At 73.1% G+C, this 12,354-nt stretch carries 9 protein-coding genes; 3 read left to right on the plus strand and 6 right to left on the minus strand.

Going from position 1 to position 12,354, the window contains the following annotated elements:
- The first annotated feature begins 160 nt into the window (after positions 1-160).
- Genes ACFPL3_RS19425 through ACFPL3_RS19435 form a run of 3 tightly spaced genes read left to right on the plus strand, consistent with a single transcriptional unit; the run spans position 161 to position 4,535 of the window.
- Complete coding sequence (locus ACFPL3_RS19425) at positions 161-2,620, plus strand: ArnT family glycosyltransferase (RefSeq protein ID WP_379589462.1); 2,460 nt, start codon at positions 161-163, stop codon at positions 2,618-2,620.
- A complete protein-coding gene (locus tag ACFPL3_RS19430; protein ID WP_379589463.1) occupies positions 2,617-3,288 on the plus strand; it encodes a hypothetical protein in 672 nt (223 codons plus the stop codon). Before ACFPL3_RS19425 ends, ACFPL3_RS19430 begins: the two co-directional genes overlap by 4 nt.
- Positions 3,288-4,535: a hypothetical protein gene (locus tag ACFPL3_RS19435; protein WP_343938044.1), complete on the plus strand. Its 1,248-nt coding sequence runs from the start codon at positions 3,288-3,290 to the stop codon at positions 4,533-4,535. The genes ACFPL3_RS19430 and ACFPL3_RS19435 overlap by 1 nt, the downstream gene beginning before the upstream one ends.
- Positions 4,536-4,556: 21 nt before the next feature.
- On the opposite strand, the gene ACFPL3_RS19440 is transcribed toward ACFPL3_RS19435, so the two are convergent.
- The 6 genes from ACFPL3_RS19440 to ACFPL3_RS19465 are packed head-to-tail and all read right to left on the minus strand — an operon-like array spanning position 4,557 to position 12,323.
- The gene (locus tag ACFPL3_RS19440) at positions 4,557-5,672 is read right to left on the minus strand and encodes a GNAT family N-acetyltransferase (RefSeq protein ID WP_343938043.1); all 1,116 of its coding nucleotides are present in this window, start codon (positions 5,670-5,672) and stop codon (positions 4,557-4,559) included.
- A gap of 1 nt (position 5,673) precedes the next feature.
- Positions 5,674-6,477, minus strand: a complete 804-nt coding sequence (locus ACFPL3_RS19445; RefSeq protein ID WP_343938041.1) for a PIG-L deacetylase family protein — start codon at positions 6,475-6,477, stop codon at positions 5,674-5,676.
- Positions 6,474-7,586, minus strand: coding sequence for a GNAT family N-acetyltransferase (locus ACFPL3_RS19450; protein ID WP_343938039.1), 1,113 nt, complete (start codon positions 7,584-7,586; stop codon positions 6,474-6,476). The genes ACFPL3_RS19445 and ACFPL3_RS19450 overlap by 4 nt, the downstream gene beginning before the upstream one ends.
- Complete coding sequence (locus ACFPL3_RS19455) at positions 7,583-9,124, minus strand: lipopolysaccharide biosynthesis protein (RefSeq protein ID WP_343938037.1); 1,542 nt, start codon at positions 9,122-9,124, stop codon at positions 7,583-7,585. Before ACFPL3_RS19455 ends, ACFPL3_RS19450 begins: the two co-directional genes overlap by 4 nt.
- Positions 9,121-10,335 carry a glycosyltransferase family 4 protein gene (locus ACFPL3_RS19460; protein WP_343938035.1) on the minus strand — a complete coding sequence of 405 codons (1,215 nt, stop codon included), beginning with the start codon at positions 10,333-10,335 and terminating at the stop codon, positions 9,121-9,123. The genes ACFPL3_RS19455 and ACFPL3_RS19460 overlap by 4 nt, the downstream gene beginning before the upstream one ends.
- On the minus strand, positions 10,332-12,323 hold the full coding sequence (locus tag ACFPL3_RS19465) for a glycosyltransferase (RefSeq protein ID WP_343938033.1): 1,992 nt from the start codon (positions 12,321-12,323) through the stop codon (positions 10,332-10,334). The genes ACFPL3_RS19460 and ACFPL3_RS19465 overlap by 4 nt, the downstream gene beginning before the upstream one ends.
- Positions 12,324-12,354 lie beyond the last annotated feature (31 nt).

Consider the following 12,354-nt stretch of genomic DNA (forward strand, 5'->3'; position numbering starts at 1 on the left):
CGGCGGGGACCGGGGGTTGTCCCCCGCGGAGTTGGGGGGCCGACCTCGCTCGTCCGGGGGCGCGCTCCATCGAGTCCGGCGGTCCGCGCTGCGACGCTTGCCCATCACGGAACCGGAAGGGCGAACCGCGATGTGGTCGAACGCGACGTGGTCGAACGCGATGTCGTCGAACGCGATGTCGTCGAACACCGACACGGTCCAGCAGCCCGGCAACGCCGCCCTGGGCCTGCTGCCGCGGGGTGAGGAGCATCCACCCCACGCCGGGGCGGAGCATGCGGCACCGCCGCCGATCCGCCCCCGGAAGGCCCGGCGGCAACTTCCCACCGAGGTGCTGGTCGTGTTCGGATCCGCGCTGATCGCGGGCATCACGATGTTGTGGAACATCGCGTCCAGCCCGGACACCATGTACGACGAGGTCTCGTACGTCACGGCGGCGCGCAACGTGGCGCAGGACTGGCAGCTGACCTGGAGCAACTCGCCGGTGTTCGTGCACCCGCCGATGTCGTTCCTCGCGCAGGCCGCCTGGCTGCGCCTCCTCGGCCTCGAACGCGCGCCGTTGCAGGAATCGCTCGTCGCGGGACGGGTGCTCGCCGCGGGCGTCCTGGTCTTCACGATCCTGCTGATCAGCCTCGTCGCCGCGTACCTGACCCACCGGGCCGGCCGGCGACGGGCGCTGCTCCTCGTCGGGGTGGTCGTCGTGCTCCTGGCGACCGATCCCATCCTGCTGCGCTACGGCCGGATGGGGCTCATCGAGTCCTTCGCGCTGTTCTCCTCGATGCTGACGCTGTGCGCGGCCATCTGGCTGCGCAACCGGCCGCCCTCGGTGTACGTGCCGATCGTGGGGCTGGCCACCGGGTTGGCCCTGCTCACCAAGGAGATGGCGATCTTCATGGTCGCCACCCCACTGGTGTACGCGCTGCTGGAGCGCAACCGCCGGCACGCGCTGAAGGCCCTCGGCGCCGTGAGCGCAGGCAGCGCGCTGTGGGCGTTCGCCTTCACGGCGTGGCCGCTCCAGCTGGGGCTGTGGTCGGAGTTCGCGGACGTCAAGCTGTTGCTGTTCAAGCGCCTGCTGGGGCTCGTCAAGACGACGGGGTGGAACCGGCCCGGCTTCGGGTTCGGGACGTTCCTGTCGGAGGTGCTGGCGAAAGCCACCGACTACGGCACCACCTACCTGCTGCTCGCGACCGGCGGCCTCGCGCTGCTGTGGCTGTTCTTCCACCGGGGCGAGAGCCCGTACCGGTGGCTCTTCGCCTGGCTGCTGACGAGCTACGCGTTCGGCTCCTACATGGTCGCCTTCGGCACCCTGAACGAGCACCTCTTCGTCTACCTGCTGCCCGCAGCGGTCACGGGCACCGTGCTCGTCGGGGACGCGATCATCGCCCGTCGCGTGGCGTCCCTGCGTGCCCGTGGTGTCACCGTGGGCCGGGCTCGGCCGGTCGTGCTGCTGCCCGTGCTCGCGCTGGTCGCGCTGGTCGGGTTCTCCGCCGACAGCTGGGCCCGCTCCTACCTCCCGGCCGGCGACGGGATCGTCCGCGCGGCCGCCTACGTGCAGAACAACGAGGAGCCCTGTTCGGTCGTGAACGCCATGACCTCGGCCGGCGCCTGGGCACCGCTGATGCCGGGCCGGGTCGTGACGGACTTCGGCTCCGCCGAAGCCGCGCTGAGCCACGGGATCCACCTGTTCTACCTGAACGAGAAGGACGCCAAGCTGGGCTACGCGCACCCCGAGCTGCCGGCCTACGTCAAGGCCAACGGGTTCAGGGTCGAGTCGTTCGCGAGCAAGACCTACCAGGGGATCGAACTGTGGAGTGTCGCGAGCGACCCGTACGACCCGCTCGCGGACACCGACCTGATCAAGGACGGGAAGTTCGTGACCACGGTCGGGTCGCGCTGCGGTGGGTTCGCAGTGCTGGACGGCCCGGCGGGTGGGTTCGCGGGCGGCTGGGACGAGCTGGGCGGCAAGGCGGTGGCGGGTCCGCCCCTGACCAGGAGCTGGAGCCAGAACGGCGGCTCGATCCAGGTCTTCACGGGCGCCGCGCTCTCCGCGAGCGGGCAGATCGCCACCGCCATGCCGATCGTGGCCACCCTCGCGTCCGCTCACGCCGACGTGTACAACCGCGCCGACCTCCCACCGGTCACGCAGCCGACCGGGTCCCGGAATCCGGCCGACACCCTCGCCCTGGTGGTCGATCCGGCGATCAGGACCGCGTACTTCGGCACGGCTGACAACCCGCCGGCGGCGGCGGTCGAGCGGGCCCGTGCGCGGTTCGGTGACCCCATCGGCCCCGCCACCCAGATGGGAGACGGCGTGCTGCGGCAGGCCTTCGCGAACGGGGTGTTCGAGCGCCCGGACCCGGCCGGGCCGGCGCGGCTGGCGGCCATCGGCCGGCTGGCGATCGACACCGGAGTGCTGGCGCCGCCCCAGGACGCGACCACGCCCGACCCGGCTCCGCCGCTGGTCGACGAGCAGGGCCCGGCCAAGCCGACGACGGTCCGGCCGTTCGTGTCGGCCCTGTGTGCCGCGCTCGCGCTCTGGACGGTCGTCGCGGCGCTGCTCCTCGGATTCCGCCTGCTCCGCACCCGGCGCGCCGCCGGCCCGCACCCCTGGAGTGCGCGATGAACGGACATCTCGGACATGGTCTCCGCCCCGCGGACCCCCCTCCACTCGGAACGGTCGCGCCGCTCGGCCGGCGGGCCGTGTGGGTACGGGCGGCGCTGCTCATCGGGCTGCTCGTCGTCGGCTTGGTCGTGCGCACCAGTGGAATCCTGGCGCCGACCCCCGCGGACCCGGCCCTGCCGCCGATGCCGGGCGCGGCGAAGGTGGTGCCCGGGCTGGTCCGGGCGGGCCTGCCGAACGAGGACGAGATGGTGCTGCTGCGCGACACCCTCGGCGTCCGGGTGATCGCCGTGACGGGGGAGGCGTCGGTGGAGGAGCGGGCGGGCGTCAAGGCGTTCGGGCTGCGGATGGAGGAGTTCCCCCTCGCGGGTGACGCGGCTCCATCGGCCGAACAGGTGGCCGCGCTGATCGCACTCGTGAAGGCGAACACCGCCGCGGGTGCGGTGGTGTACTTGCACGGGACCTCCGACGCGGGGGCCGCGGTCACCATGGCGGCGATGGTGCAGCTCGCCACCGGGACGTCGTTGCCGGACGCCCTGGCCGGGCTCAGCGACACCGCGCGCGTCTCGCTGACTCCCGCGCAGACCCGAGCGCTCCAGGAGGTGTGGGACGTCATGCGCGGTACCGGTCCTGCCAACAGCCCGTACGCGTCGCTGCGAACGGTGCCCTGATGACGAGCCGGCAGGCGCCGGCGATCCTCTCGCTCGCCCTCGCCGTCCTGCTCGCCGGCTGCGGCGCCCGGGTCTCGGGGGAGGCCACCGTCTCCACCCAGGCGGCCCGTCCACCCGGACCCGCGTTCGGTACCCTGCTCCCGGTGCTCGAGGCCGCCGAGGACGAGGCCAGGGCCGGTGTCACGGCGGCGGTGGTGGAGCTCGGGTGGGGCCGGTTCGAACCCGCCGACGGGGAGTTCGACGAGGACTTCATCAGGTCGGTGCGCTCGGAGATCGCCGAACTCCGCGCGGCCGGCCGGACGATCACGCTGGACCTGGCGATCCACTACGCGCCGGACTGGCTCCTGGAGGACCCGGACAGCCGGCTCGTCGACGACCGGGACAACACCGAGGACGGACCGAACCTGATCTTCAACCAGCGGGTCCGGGGTGCTGCGCTGGACTACTTCCGGCACGTCGCGGAAGGCATCGACCTGGACGACGTCCAGGCGATCCGGCTGGGGGCGGGCTGGTACGCCGAGGTCTTCTACCCGGACAGTGGCCACTACTGGGCCTTCGACGACAACGCGCAGAACGGGCCCGACCTGCCGCGGTCGCTGCGGCCGAACCCGGCTCCGGGATGGCATCCGGGCACCGATGATCTCAGCCCGGACCGGGTGCGCGAGTGGGCCGACTGGTACGTGGGAGCGCTCGCCGACGTCGTCGCCTGGCAGATGGACGCCTGGACGCGGTTGGGCTACCGGAACGCGTTCGAGGTGATGACGCCGGGCTCGGGCGTCCGGCCCCGGCAGTACGAGGAAGCGATCCGCGAGGGGCTTCCCCCCGGTCTGCTCGGCGCCGGCGGGGCGTGGCACGTCTTCTACAGCAAGCTGCCGCGCGACCCGAGGATCATCGCTTACGTGAGCTCGGTGGCCGACCGTTCCGGCGGCAACGACACCTGCACGCCGGAGGACCGCGCGGTGCCTCTCGACTCGCCTGCGGCGGAGAGCTGGTCGGCCACGCGGTGGATCTCGCGCGTGGCACGGGAGTACGGCTACCCGGTCAGCGGGGAGAACCCGGGCTGGGGCCAACCCGGCTCCTTCGGCGACTACTACACGGACCTGTCACCACGGGGGATGATGGCGAGCGCGGTGCGCCAGGCGGTGGACTGCGAGTTCGTCACCTTCTACTGGGCGCACGACCGGCAGCTGTGGGACGACACCGTGCCGTTCGAGGCCTTCGCCCAGCTGGTGGCCGCATCGCGCTAGCCGGTCGCCGCGGTGGCCCGGTCACAGGGTGATCCGGTTGCGCACCGCCACGAGGCGTTTCCTCGTCGAGGCGGGCAGCCGGTTCACCAGCGACGCCCGGAGCTCGCCCGTCTTCACCACGGCCGCCCGGCGCAGCTTGCCCGTGGGCCCGGGGAAGACCTGCAGGCGCACCTGCTCCCGCGTCCCGCTGGCGTACTCGGTCTTGTAGGACTCGTTCTGGCCGAGGTAGTCGAACAGCCGGACATCGGGATCGGCGAATGCGTGGTCGATCAGGTGCTGCGTGAGCAGCACCCCGGGGCTGAACTTCATGAACTCGTCGTCCATGCCGAGCTTGAGCCCGTACAGGACGCCACCCTGCTGGAGGTTGTAGCTGAACGCGATGGGCCGGCCGTCGAGGCGCAGGAACACCAGCCGGAGGATGCGGTTCTCCGCGGCCCAGCGCGCGACGGCGGTGTAGAACTTCGCGGCCGCCGGGCGCGAGATGATGGCCGAGCCGGCGGCGCGTTTCCACTCCCGTGCCTCGAGCCGGTACCCCTCGCGGAGCAGCGCGTCGAGGTGCTCCCGCCCGTCGTGGACGGTCACCGTGACCTCGCCGGCGGCCCCCAGCCGGTTGTGCAGCCGGCGCAGGCTCTGCCGGCGCTTCGCGGACAGACCCTGCACGAACGCATCGCGATCGCCGCTGACGTCCAGGAAGGGGCACACGTTCGTGGTGCGGTGCAGCACGGCGTTCCCGTTCCGCGCCGCGGCGGCCACCAGTGCCTCGGCCGGCGCGCCGCCGCCCACGGGGAGGGAGGTCAGGTCGATCGTGCGGCGTGGGCCGTCGAACAGCCGGTCGGCGAGTTCTGCGGCGGCCGCGGCGTCGGCGACCACGGGGGAGAAGATCATCGACTCGCCGTTGGTCGGCGAGCGCAACGTGCCACGCTGCTGCCGCAGCGGCAGCACGGCGGTCGGCTCACCGCCGGACTCGACGGTCAGGGCGTGGAGCGGCTCCCCGGGCGCGAACGCGTCCATCCAGGCTCGCAGCCACCCGGGACGCATGAACGGCGGGGCGCCCGAACGAACCACGAGTTCGTCCCACTGGCGCTCGAGCATCACGTCCACCGGGCGCAGCCGGGACGCAGCCGTGTGCACTGGCATCTCAGGCTCCCTCGAAGCAGGTCTCGAAGTAGGTCTCGGGTTTCCTGGTGATCCGGCCGCCCGGGAAGAGGGCGTCGACCTGGGTGCGGTAGGCGCGGATGAGCTGGTGCTTCTCCGCGATCCGCCGACCCCAGGTCCACGGCAGGAGCCGGTGCTGCCCGAGGAAGCCCGGATCCGGTTGTGCCTGCTCGTCGTACGGGAAGTCCGAGTAGTAGACGACGCCGGTCTGCAGGCGTTCGGCGGTCGTCCGCGTCACCAGGTGGTCGACGTGCCTCCCCACGCCGACCGGGGAAAACACCAGCGCGGGGCCGATCGTCACCACGAGGTCCGCCACCCGGGTGCACAGGTCGGCGATCAGGTTCCGGTCGCCACGGGACACCCGCCCCTTGGCGATGTCGAAGCGGTACGTCGGGTACCGGTGGACCACCTCCGGGAGGTGCCGGCCGAGCCCGGTGACGAGCCCGTTGCCGATCTCGCGGGGGCGGTACAGCGCGTCGGTGGCACCGAGGTGGACGCAGTCGATGCCGAGCTGTGCGAGAACATCCTGGTCCTCGGCTCGTCTCGCCTCGTACAGGGACGCGGCGTCGGTCGCGCGGCACTGCCGCAGGGAGGAGCGCGCCGCGTAGGTGTGCGGCGGGGCGGACGCCTCGGTGAAGAGCGTCGCCACGGTCATCGGGCATCTCCTGCTGAGCTCGGAGATGAGCCCGCCGCAGGAGAGGATCGCGTCGTCGAGGTGGGCGGAGAGGAACAGCACCGGCTCGCCGGCGGCGACGTGCTCCTCCAGCCGAGGTGGCAACCCGTTCACGTCGCACCGACCTCCCTGCGCCGGATGTTGAGGCGCGACAGCGTGCCGAACAGCGCTCGCAGCCGCTGCTCGCCCCTGGTGAGGGGGAGTCGTTCGAACCGCAGTGCCTGGTACTCGACGGGCACCGCGCCGAAGACGCGCTTGGCGTGCTCGACGCCGGAGCCGGGGTCGGACTCTCCCATGTTGTAGTGGCGCACCCCCGCGGCGCAGGCGTCCTCGATCGCCAGCGACTGCAACAGGTAGTTCGCCAGGGTCTCCCGGGAGAGCGCGGCGTTGCGTGCACCCATCCAGGCGAGGCTGTGCCGCCCGAACCGCAGTACCACCTTGACGGCGACCGGTTCCCCGCGCCAGGTGGCCGACCAGATCGCACAGTGCTCACCCAGCCCCGCGGCGACGGCGGCGACCTGGCCCGGACGGTCCCGGTGGGCGGCGAGCCGGCGTGCCACCGCCAGGGGCTGGCCGCGCTGCACGGCCCACCGGTCGACCGCCTCGCGGTACAGCAGGGCGAACATGCCGAGGCCCCGCCCGGCCACCGCCTCCGGGCCGCGCTCGCAGCGGACGTCCAGCTCGAACCGCTCGGCCTTGCGCACGAGCTTGCGCGTCTTGCTGCGGAACCGGGTCGACCAGACGGTCTCGAAACCGCCCTCCAGATCGAGGACCTGGGTCAGGTAGGGCATCCGGACGGCGTTCGGCGGCGCCGCGGCCTGCCACACGCCGCCCAGCGCGGGTGCCGGCACGACGGCGCGCCGCAGCGCCGGCCGCCGGGCCAGGTCGGCCAGGACGACGCGGCAGTCGTCCGGGGTGAGCCCGCCGTGGCCGCCCTCCACGAGCACCCCGCCGTAGCCCCAGCCGTAGGGCCAGGACTCCTCGGAGATCGGGATGCCCGCCGGCGCCCGGGCGGCCATCGGCAGCACCAGCCTGCGCCCGTCGGGCAGCTCGTAGAGCCTGCTGGCGTCGGCGAATCCTCGCGCGTCGCGCAGGCAGTCCAGCCATTCCGGGAGCTGGGTCGGCGTGGCGTCGGGATCGGCGGCCAGCACGGCCCGCCAGTCGTCCCGCGGTGCCGGGCTGACGATCCGGACCCCGTTCAGGGCGGATGCCGGAGCGGTCATGGCGCCACCTCGCTGAGCGTCGTCCGGGTGTCGGGCAGTGCAGGGGCATCGGAGCGGGCCGTGGAGCGCGTCAGCCGCTTGCGGATGCGCTCGACCTCGGCCTCGGACACCAGCCGCAGGCGAACGGCGATCGCGGCGTAGCAGGCGAGGCCGAGGACCATCACGAGGAGATCGAGGGGCCGCGGCACCAGCGGCGCGGCCAGCAGGATCGTCACGAGTGCGCCGACCGCGACGAACCAGTGCACGGCGGTGCGCAGCGGCAGCCGCCCGTACCCGAGAGGACGCAGGTACGCCACGGCGAGCAGGCCGGCGCCGATCCAGTTCGCGGCCGCGTAGGAGACCGCGGCCCCGATCGCGCCGAACTCGGGGACCAGGACGAGCATGCTGATCAGCTGGATGACGACGACGCCGGGCATGCGCACGGCGACGGACACGGCGCGGCCACGCCCGTAGAGGGCCTTGGTCAGCAGGTCGATCGCGATGGCGCCGGTGGCACCGACGGTGATGATCCGCACGAGGCCCGCCCCGTCGGCGTAGGCCGCCGGGAACAGCAGGCCGATCAGGGCCCCCGGGCAGACGAGCAGCGTCATCTGGGCCGGAATGATGGCCAGCGGCAACCACTTGAAGCCGGTGAGGAACCAGCGGTGCGCGTCGGCCGCGGTACGCGCCTTCGCGATGAACGGGAACACCGCGTCCGAGATGCCCTTGCCCAGCAGGTACGGCGCCCGCGCCAGCACGGCGGCGGCCTGGTAGACGGCCACCACCGCGAGGGTGACGCCGTGGGCGCCGCCGATCGCCGGGAGCAGCAGCAGGTCCAGGGTCGCGAGCATCCCGAACGTCGCCGTGCCGACCGCCATGGGCGCGGCGGAGGTGAACGTGCGGACGCCGGCGAGCGAACCGGGGCCGGGCAGCCGGTCGCGCAGCGCCCAGCCGGCGATCCCCACCACGGCCGCGGCGCTGACGAAGAGGGCCCAGACCACGCCCAGGAAACCGAGCCCGACGAACGCGACCAGGGCGATGCCCACCGCGACCTTCATGACGATCTCGGCGATGCGGCTCAGCCCGAGCGCGCTGAAGCGGCGCGCGCCCTGAAGACCTCCGGACAGCACCTGGCCGAGCGCCAGCAGCACGATCGTGGCCGCCAGCATCAGGGTCACGCCGGGGCCGACGCCCGGCAGGATGGCGCCGGTGCTCAGCTGGACGGCGGCGAACGCGCCGGCGAGCGTGGCGCCGAGTGCGACGTTGCCGACCAGCGCGGCGCGGACAGCGGAGTCGGAATCGGCCTTGTTGTGGCCGTCGGTGCCGTCGGCGCGGGCCATGTCGCGGGTCAGGGTCCAGGGGAAGCCTGCGGCGAGCGCCGAGGTGGCCAGCAACAGGACCGTCAGCAGCACGCCGACCAGCCCGAACTCGGCCGTGGGGAGCAGCCAGGTGAGGGCCACGCCGAACCCGTGGTTGAGCGCCGCGGTGACACCGATCCCGGTGATCAGGATGGCGGTGCCGGTCGCGGCGGTCTGCTCGACCCGTAGCGCGCGCATCATCGCGTTCGTCCTTCCGCTCTGCTCCGGGACAGCGTCGCCCTCCTGGCCCTCCGACTCGATGGGGTGCGCCCCCGACCTGCGCGGCGTTCCCCCGTGCCGGGAGGGTGCTGTCCCCACCCCGGGCTCGCGAGCAGTTCCGCCACCAGAGTCCGGTAGCGGTCGCCGGTGAGCGCGGCGTCGTAGGCGGCACTGCGGTCCCGGGCACCGCGGCCGAGGCGGGCCCGCAGCGACCCGTCGTGCACGAGCCGGGCGACGGCTGCGGCGAGTTCGTCGCCGTCGAACGCGCGGACGGCGATGCCGGAGCCGGCGCCGATCCAGGCCAGCTGCGGCAGCTCGAAGTGCACCACCGGCTTGCCGTGGGCCATGGCCTCCAGCGCACTGAGGCAGAACGTCTCGTACCGCGACGGCACCACCATGAACGCGCAGCGCCGCAGCAGGTCCTCCTTGCGCTCGCCGTCGACCCGGCCGACGAACCGGACCCGGTCGTCGCCTTCCGGCAGCAGCGCCTTCAGCCTGGCCTCCTCCTGCTGGGTTCCACCGCCGGCGATCACCACCGGCAGCGGGCAGTCCGCGGGGACGGCCCCGAGCAGCAGGTCGAGGCCCTTCTGCCGGACGTCGACGCGGCCGAGGAACAGGATGTGCTCGCCCGCGCCGTACGCGAGGTCGGCGTCCGGCGGCCGCGCGATGCCGTTGGGGATGACGGTGACGCTCGCGCGGCGGTTGGCCGCCTGCACCGTCTCCCGGTCGGTCTCGTTCAGCACCACGAAGTGCCCGTAGAGCCGCAGCGTGCGGCGCTCGATCGCGGCGAACGGGAGCTTGTAGCGGCGGCCCATGTCGGCGCCGCAGAGCATCTGCACGAGCGCGACCACCGGGCACCGCGCGAACAGCGGCAACGGGCTCGCGGACACCGGCGGGGTGACGCTCTCGATCCACAGGTCCGGGCGCCGCAGCAGCGCGACCAGCGGGAGCAACGCCATGAACACGAGCTGGCCGCCCCTCGGCCCGGCCCACCCGACGGGGAGGAAGACGTAGCGGACGCCGTCCCGCACCTGCGAGCGGCCGCTGCCCCGGTAGGAGCCGGTGTAGACGGTCACCCGGAAGTCACGGGCGAGCCGGCGCGCGATCTGCCCGACGACGACCGCGCCACCGCCGCCGTAGTGCGGGTTGCCGATGTCGTCGTAGTTCGAGACCACGACGTGCGGGCGGTTCACCGGGCGCCGCCGGCCCGCACGGCGCGCGGGAGCATCGACAGCATGGCGGCGGCCGCGGCGACGTACCGGACGGGCCGCAGGGACCGGACGGGGCGTGCGGCACGGCTCGTGGCCGCGTCCAGCAGGGCCCGCTCGTACTGGCCCACGCAGTTGTCCCAGCTCAGGCCCTCCGCCTTGCGGCGGGCCAGCCCGGAGAGCTCCTTGCGCCGGGCGTGGTCGGTAGCCAGCCCCAGCAGCGCCTCCCGCAGCGCGGCCTCGTCACCGGGCGGTACGACCAGCCCGACGTCCTGGGCCAGGTCCCGCACGCCGGGCAGGTCGGACACCACGGGCACGCACGCCGCGGCCATGCCCTCCAGAGTGACCAGCCCGTACGCCTCGGCCTTGGTGACCGAGGGCAGCACGACGACGTCGTTGCGGTCGTACTCGGCGTGCAGCACCTCGTCGGGCACCCGGCCCAGGAAGCGCACGTTGCCCCCACCCAGGTCGGCGGCCAGCTGCTCGTACTCGGCGCGCTCCGGGCCGTCCCCGATGAGGGTGAGCTCGATCTCGGACCGGCCGGCCACCGCCCCGATCAGCCGATCGACGCCCTTGTAGCCGCGCATCTGGCCGACGAACAGCACCCGCAGCGGCCCCTCGCCCGCGCGCGCCTTCAGCGGGCGGGGCCGCACGTCGACGCCGTGGGCCACCACCCGCACCTCCGGCCCGCCCGGCCTGCGCTCCTGCTCGGCGTAGTACTCGGAGGTGGCCAGGGTCAGGTCGGCGCGCCCGGAGAGCACCCGGTGGATCCGGTTGTAGACCGCGCACAGCCTCTCGACGCCGCGGATCGCCAGGGGGCAGTGGTGCATGTAGACGATCGGCGCGCGCCGGCGTGCACCGAGGGCGAGGAACACGTCGCTCATGGTCGGAACGGGTCCGTGCAGGTTGACCACGTCGTAGCCGGCCAGGCGGCGGGAGATGGCGGGCCAGTAGGCGGCCAGCGCGCTGAACCGGTACTCGCCCAGCACCAGCCGGGGGATCTGCACCGAGGACAGGACGTCGACCGTGTGGCCGCGCTCGCGCAGGCCGGTGGCGATCCGGTCCACGGTGCGGGAGATCCCGGAGACGATCGGCGGGGCCTCGCTGGTGACCAGCAGGATCTTCAGCTGCGGGTGCGCCGCGTCCTCGGTCCGGCTGCCGACGAGCTCCAGGTGGGCGCGGCGCGTGGCCGGTGCCTGCCGCCCCTCGCGGAGCTGCGCGGCACGCAGGACGAGCAGGTGCTGCAGGTAGCGCATGCCTTCCCGCAGGGTCGACTTCGACGTGCCCGCGTGCCGGGCGCCGAAGCGGTAGGGCACCTCGTCGATCCGGGTCAGCCCCGAACGCATGATCAGCTCGAGTAGCACCTTGTAGCCGATGGGGTTGACCGCGTCGAGGCGCAGCGCATCGGTGCGCACCGCGAAGAAGCCGCTCAGCGGGTCGCTCATGTTCCCGATGGGGCCGCCGAGCACCGCTGCGGCGAGCCGCTTCGAGGCCGACGAGACGTGCCGGCGGTACGCGCTGCCGAGGCCGTCGCTGCTGCCGCCCTCGCGGTAGCGGGTGGCCACCACGACGTCGCTGCCCGAGCGCATCCCGGCCTCGTGCAGGGTCGGCACCATCGACGGCGGGTGCTGCAGATCGCCGTCCATCACCACCGCCCACGGCGCGCGCGCCGCCCGCAGCCCTTCGACCACCGCCCCGCCGAGCCCGCCGGTCGGCTTCTCGCGGCGGATCAGCGTCACCGGCAGCGCGATCCGCGCGGCGTTCTCGGTGATCACCGACGCGGTGTCGTCGGAACTGTCGTCGACGAAGATCACCTCGGCCGGCCGCGTCGCGGGCAGTGCCTCGTCGAGCCGACGCAGCAGCTCCTCGATGTTCTCGGCCTCGTTGAACGTCGGAATGATCACCGACAGCGCGGGCGAGTGGCCGCTGGTCGCGCGAGCCCGGGGCTGGCGGTCGGCTGCGGTCTTCGACATCTCGGCACGTCCTTCGGATCCGGTTCTGGCC

This window comes from Pseudonocardia zijingensis (genome assembly GCF_042657305.1).
GTDB lineage: Bacteria > Actinomycetota > Actinomycetes > Mycobacteriales > Pseudonocardiaceae > Pseudonocardia > Pseudonocardia zijingensis.

What these genes read in the sequence shown, in the direction of transcription:
- ACFPL3_RS19425 (WP_379589462.1), top strand. Translation starts at nt 161, where the DNA reads ATGTCGTCGAACGCGATGTCGTCGAACACCGACACGGTCCAGCAGCCC.
- ACFPL3_RS19430 (WP_379589463.1), top strand. Translation starts at nt 2,617, where the DNA reads ATGAACGGACATCTCGGACATGGTCTCCGCCCCGCGGACCCCCCTCCA.
- ACFPL3_RS19435 (WP_343938044.1), top strand. Translation starts at nt 3,288, where the DNA reads ATGACGAGCCGGCAGGCGCCGGCGATCCTCTCGCTCGCCCTCGCCGTC.
- ACFPL3_RS19440 (WP_343938043.1), bottom strand. Translation starts at nt 5,672, where the DNA reads ATGCCAGTGCACACGGCTGCGTCCCGGCTGCGCCCGGTGGACGTGATG.
- ACFPL3_RS19450 (WP_343938039.1), bottom strand. Translation starts at nt 7,586, where the DNA reads ATGACCGCTCCGGCATCCGCCCTGAACGGGGTCCGGATCGTCAGCCCG.
- ACFPL3_RS19455 (WP_343938037.1), bottom strand. Translation starts at nt 9,124, where the DNA reads ATGATGCGCGCGCTACGGGTCGAGCAGACCGCCGCGACCGGCACCGCC.
- ACFPL3_RS19465 (WP_343938033.1), bottom strand. Translation starts at nt 12,323, where the DNA reads ATGTCGAAGACCGCAGCCGACCGCCAGCCCCGGGCTCGCGCGACCAGC.